Below are 15,796 nucleotides of genomic sequence, written 5' to 3'. Positions count from 1 at the left end.
CGGTCAGGCGGTCGGGCCGCTCGCGGGCTCCAGGCGCAGGCTGATCGAGTTGATGCAGTAGCGCTGGTCGGTGGGCGTGTCGTAGCCCTCGCCCTCGAAGACGTGACCGAGGTGGCTGCCGCAGCTCGAGCACCGCACCTCGATGCGCTTCATGAACATCGAGCGGTCCTCGATGAGCTCGACGGCGTCACCGGCCAGCGGGCTGAAGAACGACGGCCACCCGCAGTGGCTCTCGAACTTGGTGTCGGAGCGGAACAGCTCGGCGCCGCACGCGCGGCACGAGTAGACGCCCTCGGTGGTCGTGTCGGTGTACTCGCCGACGAAGGGGCGCTCCGTGCCGGCCTGGCGCAGCACGTCGTACTCGGCGGGCGAGAGGGCCTCGCGCCACTCGGTCTCGGACTTGGTGACGGGGTACTCGCGGCTGGTCGGCTTCATCGTCATACCGGTGCCAACACCGTGGATGCGCGGATGGTTCCCGCCCTGGACCGGATGTCGCGCCCCCTCCGCCGGCGGTGTGCGGGACCGGGCCGAGGCCGCCTCGGGCCCGCCCGTCGGCGCGTCTGGCTACGCTCGGCGCCATGGCCGATGCGCAGATCGTCGAGGTCGAGGGTCCGGGCGGGGTCCGGGAGGTCCGCCTCAGCAGCCCCGACCGGCTGATGTGGCCCGACGCCGGCATCACCAAGGGCGACCTCGCGGGGTACGTGATGGCGGTCGGCGACGTGCTGGTGCGCCACATCGGCGACCGCCCGGTCACCCTGCAGCGCTTCCCCGACGGCATCGACGGTGAGGAGTTCTACCAGAAGAACCCGCCCCAGGGGATGCCCGACTGGGTCCGCACCACCCGCTGCCGGTACCCCAGTGGGCGCCGCCACGACCAGATCGTCGTCGACGAGGTCGCGACCGCCGTCTGGGCGGTGCAGATGAACACCGTCACCTTCCACCCCTGGCCGGTCCGCACGGGGGACAACGACAACCCCGACGAGCTGCGTATCGACCTCGACCCGCAGCCGGGCCGCACGTTCGCCGACGCCGTCGAGGCGGCGCAGGCGCTGCGCGAGCTGATGGCCGAGCTGGGCCTCACCGCCTGGGCCAAGACCAGCGGCAACCGCGGCGTGCACGTCTTCACCCGCATCGCGCCGACGCACGAGTTCCTCGACGTGCGGCACGGCGTCATCGGCATCGCCCGCGAGCTCGAGCGCCGCCTGCCCGACCTCGTCACCTCGTCGTGGTGGAAGGAGGAGCGCGGCGAACGGGTCTTCGTCGACTTCAACCAGGCCTGCCGCGACCGCACCATCGCGTCCGCCTACAGCCCGCGCCCGCTGCCCGGCGCCCCGGTGTCGATGCCCGTCACCTGGGCCGAGCTCGCCACCGTGGCGCCCGGCGACTTCACCGTCCTGACGGTCCCCGACGTGCTCGAGGACCGCGAGGACGCGTGGGCCGGCATCGACGACGCCGTGGGCGATGTGGCGACCGCCCTCGCGCTGTGGGACCGCGACGTGCAGGAGCGCGGGCTGGGCGAGCTGAGCTTCCCGCCCGACTACCCCAAGATGCCCGGCGAGCCGCCGCGCGTGCAGCCCTCGAAGCGCCGCCAGGACAAGGGCGACGACGAGTACATGGCGCCCAAGGCGGAGCGTGACGCCGCCGCGCGTGACGAGTGGGGGATGCCGGTGGTGCCGCCCGTGGCCCCGATGCTGGCGAAGCCGGTCAAGGGCCTCGACGCCAAGGCCCTCACCGACGTCGAGGTCGTCTACGAGCCGAAGTGGGACGGGTTCCGCTCCATCGTGTTCCGCTCGGGCGAGCGGGTCGAGATCGGCAGCCGCAACGAGAAGCCGATGACGCGCTACTTCCCCGAGGTCGTCGAGGCGGCCCTGGCGAGCCTGCCCGAGCGCTGCGTGGTGGACGGCGAGATCATCGTCGTGCGCCCCGGCGAGGACCGGCTCGACTTCGACCTGCTCAGCCAGCGCATCCATCCCGCGGCCAGCCGGGTCGCGAAGCTCTCGGCCGAGACCCCGGCCCGGTTCGTGGCGTTCGACCTGCTGGCCCTGGGCGACGACGACCTGATGGGCCGCCCGTTCGCCGAGCGACGCCGGCTGCTCGAGGAGGCGCTGGCCGACGCGCGGGCTCCGATCCACCTGACCCCCGCCACCGCCGACCCGGCGGTCGCCGCGGAGTGGTTCACCGAGTTCGAGGGCGCCGGGCTCGACGGGCTGGTGGCCAAGCCGGTCGACGGCACCTACGAGCCCGACAAGCGCACGATGCTGAAGATCAAGCACGAGCGCACCGCCGACTGCGTGGTCGCGGGCTACCGCACCCACAAGAGCGGCCCCGACGCCATCGGCAGCCTGCTGCTCGGCATCCACGACCGCGACGGGACGCTGGTGTCGGTCGGGGTCATCGGCGCCTTCCCGATGGCGCGGCGCCGCGAGCTCTTCGAGGAGCTGCAGCCGCTGGTCGCCGAGTTCGACCACCACCCGTGGGCCTGGGCGAAGCAGGAGGAGGGCAACCGCACCCCCCAGAACGCCGCGGGCAGCCGGTGGGCGGCCGGCAAGGACCTGTCGTTCACGCCGCTGCGGCCCGAGCGGGTGGTCGAGGTGCGCTACGACCACCTCGAGGGCGTGCGGTTCCGGCACACCGCGCAGTTCGTGCGGTGGCGCCCCGACAAGGACCCCGCCGACTGCACCTACGAGCAGCTCGACGAGCCGGTGGGGTACGACCTGTCGGCCGTGCTCGACGACCGCCGTGGCTGACGGGCGCGGCGGCGTGAGCGACGGGAGGGCGCGCAGCCGGGCGCGGGTGGCCGCGGTGGCGGGTGCCTCGGTCGGCGCCACCACCCTGGTCGGCACGGCCGCGGGCTCGCTCGCCGGGGCTGCGTACTTCGCGCGCAAGGTGCTCACCCCCGACCGCCGCCGCCCCGACGACGTCGTCATCCGGGCCGCCGACGGGCGCTCGGTCACGCTCGAGACCAACGCCGAGACGGTCGTGCCCGGGCGCTACGGGCTCTGGACCGACGAGGGCCACGGCCACTGCCGAATCGGCGAGGTGCTCGAGCTCGACGCCGCGGCCGGGCTGGTGCGCCGGGAGCTGCTCGGCGTCGACGCCGGCTCGCTCGGCCCCGGGCCGGCCCGCTGGAACGGCTACTACTACGGCGCGGCGCCCGATGTCAGCCTCGGGCTGCCGATGAAGTACGTGACGTACGAGGGCGAGCTGGGCGCGATGCCGGCCTGGGTTGTCGCGCCCGAGGGTGGCCCTGGCGAGCGCTGGGCGGTGCTGGTGCACGGCCGCGGGGCCCGGCGCGAGGAGGCGGTGCGCGCGCTGCCACCCCTGCTGGCCCAGGGTTGGACCTGCCTGGTGCCCAGCTACCGCAACGACGAGGGCGTGCCCGGCGGCGACGACGGCCGCTACGCCCTGGGGCTCTCGGAGTGGCGCGACATCGACGCCGCCATCGCCTACGCGGTCGGGCGCGGAGCCCGTGACGTGCTGCTGGGAGGGTGGTCGATGGGTGGGGCGATCGCCCTGCAGCTCCTCGACCGATCGGAGCGGGCCGGTCTGGTGAGCCGGGTGGTGCTCGACGGCCCGGTGGTCGACTGGGGCGACGTGCTGGCCCACCACGCCCGTCAGCACCACGTGCCGCGGCCGGTCGGCTCGCTGGCCCGCACCATGATGCGTCAGCGGTGGGGGCACCGGCTGGTGGGGGTGCACGAGGGGGTCGACCTCGCGCTCACCGACTGGGTGCGCCGGGCCGACGAGCTGAGGCACCGGGTGCTGCTCATCCACAGTGCCGACGACGAGTTCGTGCCGTTCGGCCCCTCCCTCGCGCTCGCCCATGCGCGGCCTGACCTCGTGACCTTCGAGGAGTGGCGGGTGGCCCGGCACTGCAAGGAGTGGAACACCGACCCGCAGCGCTGGGAGCGCCTGGTCGGCGACTTCGCCGCCGGCTGAGGGGGTCGCGCCCGCACGTCCGGATGCTCCGGGATCCGGGCCGCGGGCGCGCCTCTCGGATGCTCCCGGATGTGGAGCGGTCGCGGCAGGCGGGTGTCGGCCGCGGCTCTCGGTTGCTCCCGGATGTGGAGCGGTCGCGGCAGGCGGGTGTCGGCCGCGGCTCTCGGTTGCTCCCGGATGTGGAGCGGTCGCGGCAGGCGGGTGTCGGCCGCGGCTCTCGGTTGCTCCCGGATGTGGAGCAGGCCCGTCCCGTCGGCCCAGCTCACGATCTCGGAGCACCCGTCCAGGTGCTCCGAGATCGGGTTGGGGAGGGAGCGGCAGGTCCGGTGTGCGGGAGCGGGAGCGCCCGTTCAGGTGCACCGAGATCAGGGCTGGGAGGAGCACCTCGTCGTGTGCTCGGGATCGGGAGCATCTGGACGTCCGGCGTAAGGGGGGGTGACCCGGCGCTCGGCCCGAGCCTGGCCTCAGTGCTCGATGCGCCAGAGGCCGAGCAGCGTCCCCGCCTCGGTGAGGAGCAGCCGTGGGGTGGCCGTCACCCCCTCGGGCGCCGCCAGCGGGGCGCCCCCGACGATGCGCGGGCCGTCGCCGCCGACGACGAGGGGCGCGATCGTCACGGCCATCTCGTCGACGACCCCGGCCGCCAGGGCGCTGCCCAGCAGGGAGGGGCCGCCTTCGACCAGCACGTGCCGCAGCCCGCGCTCGGCGAGCCGGTCGACCGCCGCCGCCAGGTCGACCTCGTCGTCACCGCAGACCAGCACCGACTCCTCGCCCAGCACCGACCGCGCCCGCGCGAGCGCCTGCTCGCCGGCGGCGGCGCACGTGACGAGCACCCCGGGCCCGCGCCCCTCCGCAGGGGTGCGCAGCCCCTCGGGCACCCGCCCACTCCGGGTGACGGCCACCAGCGTGGCCGGCACCGGGGAGCGCCGCGTGGGTGCCACCCGGCGGTAGCCCTCGTTGCGCATGGTGCCCGCCCCGGCCAGGACGGCGTCGGCGTGGTCGCGCAGGATCCCGAAGACCCGGTGGTCGGCGCGCGTGTTGACCGACCCGCTGCGGCCGTCGGCCCCCGTCGCCGAGCCGTCGACCGTGCTCACCATGTTGGCGCGCACCCAGCGCCCCCGCGGCGGGGGCGCGTAGAGGTCGACCAGCTCGGTGGCCGAGACGGTGGCGCCGGGGGAGGCCGGGCGGCGGGGGTCGAGGAGGATGCGCACCCGGGCATCCTCGCAGTGCGTCTCTGACAGGATGCCGACATGGGCAAGGGTGCGAAGAAGACGACGAAGTCCGGCGACACCAAGGGCAAGGGCGGGGGCAAGGACGCGCCCACCGCCCGGGGCAAGGGCACCGTGAAGGCGGCGCCCCTCCGGGGCAAGGCCGCCGACAAGGCCCGCGCCGCCAAGGCCGAGGCCCGCAAGGCCCGACACGACGACGCCGTCGAGGTGGCCTCGTGGTCGGGGCTGCTGCGCGTCCACCCCGGGTTCAGCCTGGCCGAGATCGACACCGCGTCGACGCCCGGCTTCGACGGCAAGAAGGCCGAGGCCGCCGAGGTGATGGGCGAGCTCCAGCAGCGGCTCGGCGACCTCCAGGAGCGGCTGTTCGCCGAGTCCAAGGGCGGCGGGCGCCGCTCGGTCCTGCTCGTCATCCAGGGCATGGACACCTCCGGCAAGGGCGGCATCATGCGCCACGTCGTCGGAGCCGTCGACCCCCAGGGGGTGCACATCACCTCGTTCAAGGCCCCCAGCCCCGAGGAGCGCCGGCACCCGTTCCTGTGGCGCATCCGCAACGCGCTGCCGGCGGCGGGGCAGATCGGCGTGTTCGACCGCTCGCACTACGAGGACGTGCTCATCGTGCGGGTCCACGACCTCGTGCCGCCCGCGACGTGGGGGCGGCGCTACAGCCAGATCAACCGCTTCGAGCAGGGCGTCGTCGACGCCGGCACCACGGTGGTGAAGGTGATGCTGCACGTGTCGAGCGACGAGCAGAAGTCGCGCCTCACCGAGCGGCTCGAGCGCGGCGACAAGTACTGGAAGTACAACCCCAGCGACGTCGACGAGCGCAGCCACTGGGCCGACTACATGGAGGCCTACCAGGTGGCGCTGGAGCGGTGCTCGACCGACGCCGCGCCGTGGCACGTCGTGCCCGCGGACCGCAAGTGGTACGCCCGGCTGGCCGTCACCAACCTGCTGCTCGAGGCCCTCGAGCGGATGGACCCGCAGTGGCCCGCGGCCGACTTCGACGTGGAGGCCGAGCGCGAGCGCCTCGCCCTGACCCCGTGACCCCATGACCCCCTGACCCGCCGGGACGACCGGGCTCAGGCGGGCACGACCTGCGCGAGCACCGGCACCGCCGCTGCGGGGGCCAGGGAGCCCCCGAGCGTGCCGAAGGTGACGCCGTGGTCGCCGCCGAGCCGGGAGGCCACGAAGGCGTCGGCCACCGGGCCGGGGGAGTGGCGCACCAGCAGTGCCGCCTGGAACGTGACCGCGAGCTGCTCGACCATCCGGCGCGCTGCCCACGGGGCATCGTCGGAGCGGGCGGCCACCCCCACCGCGGCGCACGCCTCGACGGCCGCGTCGAAGGCGGCGGAGTGCCCACGCGCCGGCTCGAGCTCGGCCAGCAGGGCATCGAGGGAGGCGGGCTCCCGGGCGACGGCGCGCAGGACGTCGAGGGCGGCGACGTTGCCCGAGCCCTCCCACACCGAGTTCAGCGGCGCCTCGCGGTAGAGCCGCGCCAGCCCGTTCTCCTCGACGTAGCCGTTGCCGCCCAGGCACTCCAGCGCCTCGGCCACCATCGGTGCCGTGCGCTTGCAGACCCAGAACTTGCCGACCGCCACCCCGAGCCGCACGAGGTCGCGCTCGCCCGCGTCGACGGCGTGGGCGAGCCGCATCCCGAGCAGCGTGGCCGCCTCGGACTCCAGCGCCAGGTCGGTGAGGACGTTGCGCATCAGCGGCTGGTCGACCAGGAGCGCCCCGAAGGCGTGCCGGTGCCGCGCGTGGTGCACGGCCCGCACGAGGGCCGCGCGCATCGTGGCCGCCGAGCCCAGGACGCAGTCGAGCCGGGTGGCGGTGACCATGTCGAGGATGGTGCGCACGCCGCGCCCCTCGTCGCCCACGCGCACGGCCCAGGCGCCGTCGAGCTCGATCTCGGACGAGGCGTTCGCGCGGTTGCCGAGCTTGTCCTTGAGCCGCTGCAGCCGGATGTCGTTGCGCGCGCCGTCGTCGAGGACCCGGGGGAGCAGGAAGCAGGTGAGGCCGCCCTCCGCCCGGGCCAGGACGAGGAAGCCGTCGCTCATCGGCGCCGAGCAGAACCACTTGTGGCCGGTCAGCCGGTGGGTGTCACCGGCGAGCGGGCCGCCGGGCACCCGCACGGCCCGGGTGGTGTTGGCGCGCACGTCGGAGCCGCCCTGCTTCTCGGTCATCCCCATCCCGAGCGTCAGGCCGGCCTTGCGGGCGGCCGGCCGCAGGCCGGGCTCGTAGGTGCGCGACGCCAGCCCGGGCACCCAGCGGGCCGCCACCTCGGGCTCGGCGGCCAGCGCCGGAGCGGCCGCGTAGGTCATCGACACCGGGCACAGGTGCCCCGCCTCCACCTGCGACCACAGCACGAAGCCGGCGGCCCGGCGCGCGTGGGCCCCGGTGCCCGCTGGGCGGGTCCAGGGCTCGGCGGTGAGACCGGCGCCCACGGCCACCTCCATCAGCCGGTGGTAGGCGGGGTGGTACTCGACCTCGTCGAGCCGCTCGCCGGTGGGGGCGTGGGTGCGGAGCACGGGGGGCGCGCCGTCGACCTGGTCGGCCCACTGCCGGCTCTCGGCGCGCCCGGCCCGGGTGCCGAGGCCGGCCAGGGCGGCGGCCTCGGTGGCGTCCTGCGGCGTGACCCAGCGCTCGACGGCCGCGACCAGGCCCGGGTCGGACGCGAGGAGGTCGCGCTCACCCAGCGGCGGAACCTGGTTCGTCACGTCGTGGGTGCGCATCGGCCCAGGCTACGGCGGATACCGTGGGGCGCATGACGGACGCGAAACGGCGGGTGCGCCGGGTCGTCGCGAAGGTTCCGGGGGCGATCACCGTCGCCCGCCTGACCGTCGTGACCACCCGGATCTGCCTGCGCTACCGCGTCACCGGGCTCGCGTCCGAGGCGGGGTTCTTCGCGCTGCTCTCGCTGCCCCCGCTGGTCCTGGGGCTGTTCGGCGGCCTCGGCTATCTCGGCAACATGGTCGGGCGCGAGAACGTCGTCGACGTGCGCGACGCCATCCTCGAGTACGCCTCGCGGTTCCTGACCTCGCAGGTCATCGAGACCGTCCTCGGCCCCACCGTCGACGACGTCTTCCGGGGCGGGCGCGCCGACCTGCTCTCGATCGGCTTCCTGCTCTCGCTGTGGTCGGGCTCGCGGGCGCTGAACGTCGTGGTCGACACCATCTCGATCATGTACGGCCAGTCGGGGGTGCGCGGCATCGTGCAGACCCGTGCCCTGTCGTTCTCGCTCTACGTGCTGGCGCTGCTGCTCGGGATCGTCACCATCCCCCTGGTGCTGCTCGGGCCCACCCTCATCCGCGGCTTCCTCCCCGGTCCGTGGGAGTGGCTGGTCGCGCTGTACTGGCCGCTGGTCACCCTGCTGAGCGTCGGCGGCCTCACCAGCCTCTACCACGTGTCGACGCCACGCCGCTCGCCCTGGACCCGCGACGTCCCGGGCGCGGTCCTGACCCTGGTCATCTGGGCGCTGGCCTCGTTCTTCGTCCGTGGCAGCATCGCGGCCTCGCTCGGCGGGACGTCGATCTACGGCCCGCTGTCGGCGCCCATCGTGCTGATGATCTGGCTGTACGCCCTGGCCATCGCCGTGCTCATCGGGGCCGCTCTCAACGCCGCCGTGCGCGAGATGTGGCCGCACGAGGAGCGCCGGGCGCTGCACACCCGCTTCGCCGCCTGGGCCCGTGACGTACGCGAGCGGCGCGCCGGCGTGGTGCCGGAACCCGGCTGGCAGGACCCGTTCGAGGGCTACGCCCAGTCCGAGACCCTGCGCGACGAGCTCGACCTGCGCTCCCTGCGCGATGCCGCCAGCCGCCCGCTGACCCCCTTGGCGAACGCCGGAGCGACCCGCCGGCCGGGCCCGGAGCGCGAGGCCGTCGGGAGCGGCGAGTCCGACCGCTGAGCGGTGGCCCCGGCGAGGGTGTGCCGGTTTGGAGTTCCCCGCGCGGATCGGATACTGTCTCGGAGCACGCGAAGCGGGGTTCTCGGATGGGAAATCCCCGCTCCACGCGCGCGGATGTAGCTCAGTTGGTAGAGCGCAACCTTGCCAAGGTTGAGGTCGCCGGTTCGAACCCGGTCATCCGCTCGGAGGGTTAGCCGCCCCCCAACGGTGGAGTGGCCGAGAGGCGAGGCAGCGGCCTGCAAAGCCGCGTACACGGGTTCAAATCCCGTCTCCACCTCGAGTAGTACCCCTCACGGGCGATTGGCGCAGCGGTAGCGCGCTTCCCTGACACGGAAGAGGTCACTGGTTCGATCCCAGTATCGCCCACCAGCACGACTCGGCCCCCGGCCCGCACCTGCGGCAGGGGGCCGTTCGCATGCCGCGCCTCGGCCGTGCGCACAGGTCCGGCACAGGTCCGTGTCACAGAGTGGTGCGTCACCCCCCACGGACGGAGCCGCCCCACCATGCCCACCCCCGCCCCCGACGAGAGCGCCTACCGCGCCGTCCAGGAGCTCGCCCGTGCCACCCCGTGGCTGCACGGCGCGGGCGTCGCCGTCGCCGTGTACGGCGTCGTCGTGTTCGCGGCCCTGGCCCTGTGGGCGCTGGTCGCCGCCCGGCGGGGCTCGGACCGGGCCCTGGCGGCCGCGGGATGGGCGGCGCTCGGCACCGTCGTCGCGGTCGCGGTGAACCAGCCGCTGGGGGCGCTGGCGGGTGAGCCGCGGCCGTACCTGACCCACCCCGGCGCCCTGCTCCTCGTGCCGCGCACCAGCGACGTGTCGTTCCCCTCGGACCACGCCACCATGGCCGGCGCGATGGCGGTCGGCCTCCTGCTCGCGGCGCCGCGGATCGGCCGCTGGGCGGTCGGGGCCGCGCTGGTGCTCGCCTTCGCCCGCGTCTACGTCGGGGCGCACTACCCGCAGGACGTCGTCGCGGGCCTCGTCCTCGGCGCGGCGGTGTCGGGTGTCGGCTGGCTGCTGCTGCGCGAGCCCCTGACCGCGCTCGCCGGCTGGCTGCGTGACCGGCCCGGCGTCCGGCGGGTGTTCACCGGCGGCCTCGAGGGCCGCACGCCGGTGGCCGGCTGAGGGAGGGACGCGGAGGGACGCACCGAGCGAACCGGGGCCTCAGCGGGACGTGGGACCCTCCTGGGCCGGCGGATGGGTGGCGGCGAACACCGCCGCCTGGGTGCGGCTCTCCATCCCGAGCTTGCCCAGCACCGCCGTGACGTAGTTCTTGACCGTCTTCTCGGCCAGCGACAGGGCCAGGCCGATCTCGCGGTTGGTCATGCCCCGGGCGATGTGGTCCAGGACGCGACGCTCCTGCGGCGAGAGGCGTTCCAGGCGCGGGTCGGTGCGGGTCTCGCGAGCCCAGCTGCGGCGCGCGCGCTCGACGTCGGCCGGGCTGAGCAGCTGCCGACCCGCCGCGACGGCCCGGATCGCCTCGATGAGGCCGTTGCCCTTGATGTCCTTGAGCAGGTAGCCGGCCGCCCCTGCGAGGACTGCGCTCGAGAGGGCGCGCTCGTCGTCGAAGGACGTGAGGATGAGGGCCTTCGTGGACGGAAACCGTGACCGGATCTCGCGGCACACGTCGATCCCCGACCCGTCGGGCAGGCGGGCGTCGAAGATCGCGACGTCCGGGCGGGTCGCGGGGATGCGGGCCAGGGCCTCCGCCGCGGTACCGGCCTCCCCGACCACCTCGAGCTCCGGCACGGTCTCGAGCAGCTCGCGCAGTCCCCGCCGGACGATCTCGTGGTCGTCGACCAGGAACACGCGGATCGTGGCGCTGTCGTCGGGCTGCATGGGCTCGCTTCCTCGGTGGCGTGGGCTTCCAGGATGATGTGGACGGCGGCCGCCCACCAGTGTCGTTGGTCCTGGTCGGCGGCGGGCAGGCCGGCCTCAGCCCGCCCCGGGGGGAGGGAGCCCGGCCGTCCAGGTGAGCACGGTCCCGTGCGGCGAGCGCGCACCCAGCGCCAGCGTGCCGCCGTGCCGTTCGGCGCGGGCGCGCAGGTTCGCCAACCCGCTGACCGGGGCCTGCGGGTCCACGCCGACCCCGTCATCGGCGACCGTGACGGTGACCGTGTCCCCGGTGGTGACCGACACCTGCACCGCGGTGGCCTGCGCGTGCCGGGAGACGTTCGCGAGCGCCTCGCGCACGACCGCGACCAGGTCGGCCTCGAGCTCCACCGGGAGGGAGGACAGCCCGTCGTCGACGGTGAGACCGGGGGAGAAGCCCAGGCTGTCCTGGGCGGCGTGGACGAGGTCCTCGACCTCGCGGCGCAGGTCGGAGGGGGCGTTCTGGCGGTGCAGCTCGAAGATGGTGTGCCGGATGTCCTTGATCGCCTCGTCCAGCGCCTCGACCGCGTCGTCGAGGCGGGTCCGTACGGTGGCCGAGCCCGCCACCCGCGAGGTGGCCTGCAGCGACAGCCCGGTGGCGAACAGCCGCTGGATGACGTGGTCGTGCATGTCGCGGGCGATCCGCTCGCGCTCCTCGAGGAGGGCCAGCTGGCCCCGCGCGTGCTGGTTGCGAGCGGCGACCAGGGCCAGGGCCACCTGGTGGGCCAGGGGAGACAGGAGCTCGACCAGGTGACCGACGACCGGCTCGGCGTCGGGGGGCCATGCGACGCCCAGCACCCCGATGACGTCCGGGCCCAGGTGGACGGGCACCAGCGCGGTGGGCCCGTGGTCGCCCACCGGGCCGAGTGCGCGCACGCCGGCTGCCAGCGTGGCGTCGGCGGGGTCCCCGACCCGGGTGAGGAGCAGCAGCGGCGCGCCGGCGTCGAGCAGGTGTGGCCAGCGCGGGTCGTCGAGCGTCGGCCCCGTCCCGCGGGGCAGGCCGTCGACGGCGCTCCCGGCCGACGCCTCGGTGTCGATGGCCTGCACCACCAGGCGACCGTCGCCGTCCTGGAGGGCGACCACCACGAGGTCGGCCCGTGACAGCACCCGGGTCCGGCCCGCCAGGTAGCCCATGGCGGCCGCCTCGTCGTGGCCCTCCAGCAGCATCTGGCTGACCTCGCCCGTGGCCTCCATCCACTGCCGCTGGCGGATGGTGCGCTCGTACAGCCGGGCGTTGTCGATGGCGATGCCGGCGGCGGCCGCGAGCGCCTCCAGGATCGACTCGTCCTCGTCGGTGAAGGGCGCCCCGCCGACCTTCTCGGTCAGGTAGAGGTTGCCGAAGACCTGCTCGCGGATGCGGACCGGCGTGCCCATGAAGCTGGCCATCGGCGGGTGGTTCGCCGGGAACCCGTACGACGCGGGGTGGTCGGCCAGGGTGTCCAGGCGCAGGGGATGCGGCTCGCGGATCAGCAGGCCGAGGATGCCGTGCCCGCGGGGCAGGTCGCCGATGGCGTCGCGCTGGGCCGCGGTCAACCCATGGGTCACGAACTCCACGAGGTGCTCGCCGTCGGGGCCGAGCACCCCGAGCGCTCCGTAGGTGGCGTCGACCAGGTCGCACGCGCAGGCGACGATCCGGGTGAGCACGTCGGACAGGTCCAGGCCGGCCGTGATGGCCATGACGGCGTCGAGAAGGGCGCCGAGCCGCTGCTGGGACCGGCTCGACGCCTGCGCGCGGCTCCGGAGCTCGTCCAGGAGGTCGTCCAGGTCGAGCGCGGTGGTGCTGAGCCAGCCCGGATGGGGCGGGGTCGGCTCGTCCGGGCCTGTCACCCCCTGAGCCTAGGCCCTCACGGCGACCTGCGAACGGCCCGACCCGGCGTCGGTCACGACCAGGACCTCGCAGACGCAGTGGGCCCGGCAGTGGTCGGCGACCCGTACCGCGGCCTCGGGGTCGTCGGCTCCGAGGACGAGGAGGTCGGCGCGCCGGGTCTCCTCGACCAGGGTCTCGGCGGGGGTGCCCACGACGGACTCGAAGGTGCAGGCCAGGTGGGGCGCGGCGCGCAGGGCGTCGACGGCGATCCGGAACAGGGCGGTCTCGACGTTGGCGTGCGCCTCCTCGCTGAGGCCGCGGGGCAGCACCTGGAGGAAGCGGACCCGGCTGCCGCGGCGAGCCGCCTCGCGCACGGCGGCCTCGGCGACCGCCGTCGTGTGGCCGTCGTGCACGAGACCGGCCACGACGTCGGAGCCGCGGTCCGGCGCCGACTGGCCCGGGGAGCGCGGTACGGGATGGATGGGCATGGCGGGGTCAGCGGAGGAACGCGTGGCGGCGGACGAGGGGGAGACGCTCCCAGGCGCGGCCCAGACCGAGCGGGTGTCCCGCCCCGAGGAGGGCCAGCGCGACGAGGGTGACCGCGTAGATCAGGTGGTCGTCCAGGAACGGGTTGTTGGCCGGGGGCAGGACCGCGCTCCACATCAGGACCAGCAGGAGGCTGCCCGAGGCGGCCGCGAGCCGCATGGCCACCCCGGCCATGAGGGCGACTCCGATGCCCGCCAGCCCGACCATGAACAGCGAGTCGGCCCAGGGCGCCCCGGCGATGCTGCGGTAGGTGTCGGCGAAGGGGCCCTCCGTGGCGTTCTTCAGGAACCCCAGGGTCGGGTGGCCGCCCGAGACCCACGCCCCCTTCGACGGGGTGTCGTGGCCGAGGCCGAGCAGCTTGTCGAGGAAGGCCCACAGGAAGATCCAGCCGAGCCCGAGGCGCAGCACGCCGAGCACCCAGCGGTGGGCCGTGCCGTACTCGTCGGTCTCGTCGGGGATGCGGGTGGCGTGGCCGGCGGCGGCGGCGGCCGGGGGGCGGGTGAGGGTCATGGTGTTCTCCTGGTCTCGAAGGGTCGTCGGGGTCGCGGGCGCGGGTGCGGCCCGCGCGGTGGGTGGCTCAGGCGGAGTCGTGCGCCGGGCTGGCAGGCACGGCGGGCTCGATGCTGCCGGGCGGGTCGCCACCGACGTGGTCGTCCTCGTCGGGCGCGGGATGCACGACGGCGACCGGGCAGGGCGCGGCGCGCAGCACCGCCTGGGAGACCGAGCCCCGCAGCCATCCGGAGACCGTGCCCCGCCCGTGGGTGCCCACCACCAGGAGGCAGGCGTCGCGGCTCAGGCGCTCGAGCGCGTCGGCGGTGTAGTCGCTCACGACCTCGCGGTGGACCACGACGTCCGGGAACTGCTCGCCGAGCCCGGCGACGGCCTCGGCCAGGACGGCCTCCTCCTCCTCCGGGAGGCGGCCCCAGCCGGTGGACCAGCCGAGGCTCGACCCGTCGCCCTCGGTCCCGTCGACCCTCCAGGTGTGCACCACGGTGAGGCCGACGCGACGCGAGGACGCCTGCGCCGCGGCGAAGGCCAGCGCGGCCCGCGAGGTCCCGGAGCCGTCGACGCCGACGACCACCGGCGCGTCGGGGGCGGCGTGGGGGCTGTAGCGCACGACCACGACGGGGGCGACCGACCGGGCGCACACCGGCGTCGACACCGAGCCGAGGACGATGCCGGCCACGGTGCTGAGCCCGCGGGACCCGAGCACGACGGTCTCGGCGTGCCGGGAGGCCTCGAGGAGGGTCGCGGCCGCCGGGCCGCAGTGCGTGAAGGTCTGCACCTCCAGGTCGGGGTGGGCGACGCGGACCCGGACGGCGCAGTCGGCGACCTCGGCCACGGCAGCTTTCCGCAGCTCCTCGCCCAGGGTGACCACGGTCCCGCCGGGGAGGAGCCCCGCACCGGTGGAGGGGTACGTGGGCGGCGGGTAGGCGTGCAGGATGCGCAGGGGTCGGCCGCGCCGCGCGGCCTCGGCGGCGGCCCACTCCAGGGCCGGCTCGCTGGAACCGGCGAGGTCGACGCCGACGACGATGGGTCGGAGGGTGCTGTTCATGGCGGACTCCTGGGGTGGGCTTCGCCTCGAGCCTGCGCCCGGACCGGCCGGTGACACAGGGCCATTGGTCCCGCCCGCGGTGGGGCCGCCGCGCCCGGCCCGGCGCGAGCCCGCCGCCCCGCCCCGAGGCCGCGAGGCCGCACGCGGATATCGGCCGCCCCTCGGGGTAGTGGAGGGATGGCCCCGCCGGACGGGAGGGTGACCGTCGGAGACCGAGGGGGACGCGCCGTGGCAGACCTCGACGACGTGAGGACGCGGATGAGGCGCAGCGCGGCCCACGGGGCGGACCGTGGGGTGCCGCTCCCGATCCGGCTCTGCCGGGCCGCGACCCAGGTCCTGCACGGCGACGGAGGGGCCGTGACCCTGGCCTACACCGAGCCCGAGCGGGTCACCCTGTGTACGACCGACGCGGCCGCCCTGGCCATCGAGCAGGTGCAGGACGTCGTCGGCCAGGGGCCGGGAGCGGAGGCCTTCCGCAGCGGGCACTACACCCGGCTCGACCTGCCGGGACCCGGCACCGGGCTCGACCCGCGGTGGCCCATGCTCGACGGGGAGGGCCTGACCGACCTGGCCCCGGTGACGGTCCATGCCGTCCCGCTCGTGCACGGTGACGTCGTGCTGGGCGTCCTGACCGTGTACCGCCGGGGCGCCGAGACCGAGATCGACCTCGGGGAGGCCGAGGCCGTGGCCCGCCTGCTGATCGCGGCCCTGGTCGCCGAGGGCCCCGCCGAGCCCGACCCGCGCAACGGACCGTGGTCCGAGCGTGCCGAGGTCCACCGCGCCACCGGCATGGTGGTCTTCCAGCTGCACGTCCCCGAGGACGAGGCCCTCGCCCTCATCCGGGCCCACGCCTACGCGCACGAGCAGAGCGTCGAGCGCACCGCCCGTCAGGTGCTCTCGCGAGGTCTCACCTTCACGTCGTCCCGTGACCGCGGCATCGAGAGCACCTGA

14 protein-coding genes and 3 tRNA genes are annotated in these 15,796 nt (G+C 74.9%); 9 read left to right on the top strand and 8 right to left on the bottom strand.

Features of this window, described 5'->3' with window-relative positions:
* Window positions 1–3: 3 nt before the first annotated feature.
* On the bottom strand, window positions 4–435 hold the full coding sequence (gene msrB, locus ATL31_RS01570) for a peptide-methionine (R)-S-oxide reductase MsrB (protein WP_425440317.1): 432 nt from the start codon (window positions 433–435) through the stop codon (window positions 4–6).
* 143 nt (window positions 436–578) lie between these two features.
* Here msrB and ATL31_RS01565 point away from each other — a divergent pair, with 143 nt between their 5' ends.
* Both ATL31_RS01565 and ATL31_RS01560 read left to right on the top strand, forming a co-directional pair.
* On the top strand, window positions 579–2,747 hold the full coding sequence (locus ATL31_RS01565) for an ATP-dependent DNA ligase (RefSeq protein WP_101394222.1): 2,169 nt from the start codon (window positions 579–581) through the stop codon (window positions 2,745–2,747).
* A gap of 13 nt (window positions 2,748–2,760) precedes the next feature.
* Entirely contained in the window at window positions 2,761–3,939 is a 1,179-nt protein-coding gene (locus ATL31_RS01560; protein WP_101397124.1) for an alpha/beta hydrolase family protein, read from the top strand.
* Window positions 3,940–4,403: 464 nt separating this feature from the next.
* Here the strand turns inward: ATL31_RS01560 and ATL31_RS01555 are convergent, their stop codons facing one another.
* Entirely contained in the window at window positions 4,404–5,147 is a 744-nt protein-coding gene (locus ATL31_RS01555; RefSeq protein ID WP_101394221.1) for a dihydrofolate reductase family protein, read from the bottom strand.
* A gap of 39 nt (window positions 5,148–5,186) precedes the next feature.
* Here ATL31_RS01555 and ATL31_RS01550 point away from each other — a divergent pair, with 39 nt between their 5' ends.
* On the top strand, window positions 5,187–6,209 hold the full coding sequence (locus ATL31_RS01550) for a polyphosphate kinase 2 family protein (protein WP_101394220.1): 1,023 nt from the start codon (window positions 5,187–5,189) through the stop codon (window positions 6,207–6,209).
* A 35-nt stretch (window positions 6,210–6,244) separates the two neighbouring features.
* On the opposite strand, the gene ATL31_RS01545 is transcribed toward ATL31_RS01550, so the two are convergent.
* The gene (locus ATL31_RS01545) at window positions 6,245–7,897 is read right to left on the bottom strand and encodes an acyl-CoA dehydrogenase family protein (RefSeq protein ID WP_101394219.1); all 1,653 of its coding nucleotides are present in this window, start codon (window positions 7,895–7,897) and stop codon (window positions 6,245–6,247) included.
* Between the two features lie 32 nt (window positions 7,898–7,929).
* On the opposite strand from ATL31_RS01545, the gene ATL31_RS01540 reads away from it, so the two are divergent.
* The 5 genes from ATL31_RS01540 (at window position 7,930) to ATL31_RS01520 (ending at window position 10,190) form a co-directional block, all read left to right on the top strand.
* Window positions 7,930–9,069: a YihY/virulence factor BrkB family protein gene (locus ATL31_RS01540; RefSeq protein ID WP_101394218.1), complete on the top strand. Its 1,140-nt coding sequence runs from the start codon at window positions 7,930–7,932 to the stop codon at window positions 9,067–9,069.
* Between the two features lie 110 nt (window positions 9,070–9,179).
* Window positions 9,180–9,252 (top strand) — tRNA-Gly (locus ATL31_RS01535).
* Window positions 9,253–9,275: 23 nt separating this feature from the next.
* A tRNA-Cys gene (locus ATL31_RS01530) sits at window positions 9,276–9,346 on the top strand.
* Between the two features lie 17 nt (window positions 9,347–9,363).
* Window positions 9,364–9,438 (top strand) — tRNA-Val (locus ATL31_RS01525).
* 134 nt (window positions 9,439–9,572) lie between these two features.
* Window positions 9,573–10,190, top strand: coding sequence for a phosphatase PAP2 family protein (locus ATL31_RS01520; RefSeq protein WP_101394217.1), 618 nt, complete (start codon window positions 9,573–9,575; stop codon window positions 10,188–10,190).
* Between the two features lie 39 nt (window positions 10,191–10,229).
* Here the strand turns inward: ATL31_RS01520 and ATL31_RS01515 are convergent, their stop codons facing one another.
* From ATL31_RS01515 to ATL31_RS01495, 5 genes are all read right to left on the bottom strand, one after another.
* Window positions 10,230–10,904, bottom strand: coding sequence for a response regulator (locus tag ATL31_RS01515; RefSeq protein ID WP_101394216.1), 675 nt, complete (start codon window positions 10,902–10,904; stop codon window positions 10,230–10,232).
* 96 nt (window positions 10,905–11,000) lie between these two features.
* Window positions 11,001–12,764, bottom strand: a complete 1,764-nt coding sequence (locus ATL31_RS01510) for a GAF domain-containing sensor histidine kinase (protein WP_101394215.1) — start codon at window positions 12,762–12,764, stop codon at window positions 11,001–11,003.
* Between the two features lie 9 nt (window positions 12,765–12,773).
* Window positions 12,774–13,232 carry a universal stress protein gene (locus ATL31_RS01505; protein WP_101394214.1) on the bottom strand — a complete coding sequence of 153 codons (459 nt, stop codon included), beginning with the start codon at window positions 13,230–13,232 and terminating at the stop codon, window positions 12,774–12,776.
* A gap of 7 nt (window positions 13,233–13,239) precedes the next feature.
* Window positions 13,240–13,800, bottom strand: coding sequence for a hypothetical protein (locus tag ATL31_RS01500; protein ID WP_101394213.1), 561 nt, complete (start codon window positions 13,798–13,800; stop codon window positions 13,240–13,242).
* A gap of 67 nt (window positions 13,801–13,867) precedes the next feature.
* On the bottom strand, window positions 13,868–14,845 hold the full coding sequence (locus ATL31_RS01495) for a universal stress protein (protein WP_101394212.1): 978 nt from the start codon (window positions 14,843–14,845) through the stop codon (window positions 13,868–13,870).
* 228 nt (window positions 14,846–15,073) lie between these two features.
* On the opposite strand from ATL31_RS01495, the gene ATL31_RS01490 reads away from it, so the two are divergent.
* A complete protein-coding gene (locus ATL31_RS01490) occupies window positions 15,074–15,796 on the top strand; it encodes a GAF and ANTAR domain-containing protein (protein WP_143598270.1) in 723 nt (240 codons plus the stop codon).

This window comes from Phycicoccus duodecadis, from assembly GCF_002846495.1.
GTDB classification, from domain to species: domain Bacteria; phylum Actinomycetota; class Actinomycetes; order Actinomycetales; family Dermatophilaceae; genus Phycicoccus; species Phycicoccus duodecadis.
This window is presented reverse-complemented; position numbering and strand designations above follow the sequence as displayed.

Bases quoted from the DNA above. Each gene is read 5' to 3' on its own strand.
- ATL31_RS01540 (WP_101394218.1), top strand. From the start codon at position 7,930: ATGACGGACGCGAAACGGCGGGTGCGCCGGGTCGTCGCGAAGGTTCCG.
- ATL31_RS01505 (WP_101394214.1), bottom strand. From the start codon at position 13,232: ATGCCCATCCATCCCGTACCGCGCTCCCCGGGCCAGTCGGCGCCGGAC.
- ATL31_RS01500 (WP_101394213.1), bottom strand. From the start codon at position 13,800: ATGACCCTCACCCGCCCCCCGGCCGCCGCCGCCGCCGGCCACGCCACC.
- ATL31_RS01550 (WP_101394220.1), top strand. From the start codon at position 5,187: ATGGGCAAGGGTGCGAAGAAGACGACGAAGTCCGGCGACACCAAGGGC.
- ATL31_RS01520 (WP_101394217.1), top strand. From the start codon at position 9,573: ATGCCCACCCCCGCCCCCGACGAGAGCGCCTACCGCGCCGTCCAGGAG.
- ATL31_RS01565 (WP_101394222.1), top strand. From the start codon at position 579: ATGGCCGATGCGCAGATCGTCGAGGTCGAGGGTCCGGGCGGGGTCCGG.
- ATL31_RS01515 (WP_101394216.1), bottom strand. From the start codon at position 10,904: ATGCAGCCCGACGACAGCGCCACGATCCGCGTGTTCCTGGTCGACGAC.
- ATL31_RS01495 (WP_101394212.1), bottom strand. From the start codon at position 14,845: ATGAACAGCACCCTCCGACCCATCGTCGTCGGCGTCGACCTCGCCGGT.
- ATL31_RS01545 (WP_101394219.1), bottom strand. From the start codon at position 7,897: ATGCGCACCCACGACGTGACGAACCAGGTTCCGCCGCTGGGTGAGCGC.
- msrB (WP_425440317.1), bottom strand. From the start codon at position 435: ATGAAGCCGACCAGCCGCGAGTACCCCGTCACCAAGTCCGAGACCGAG.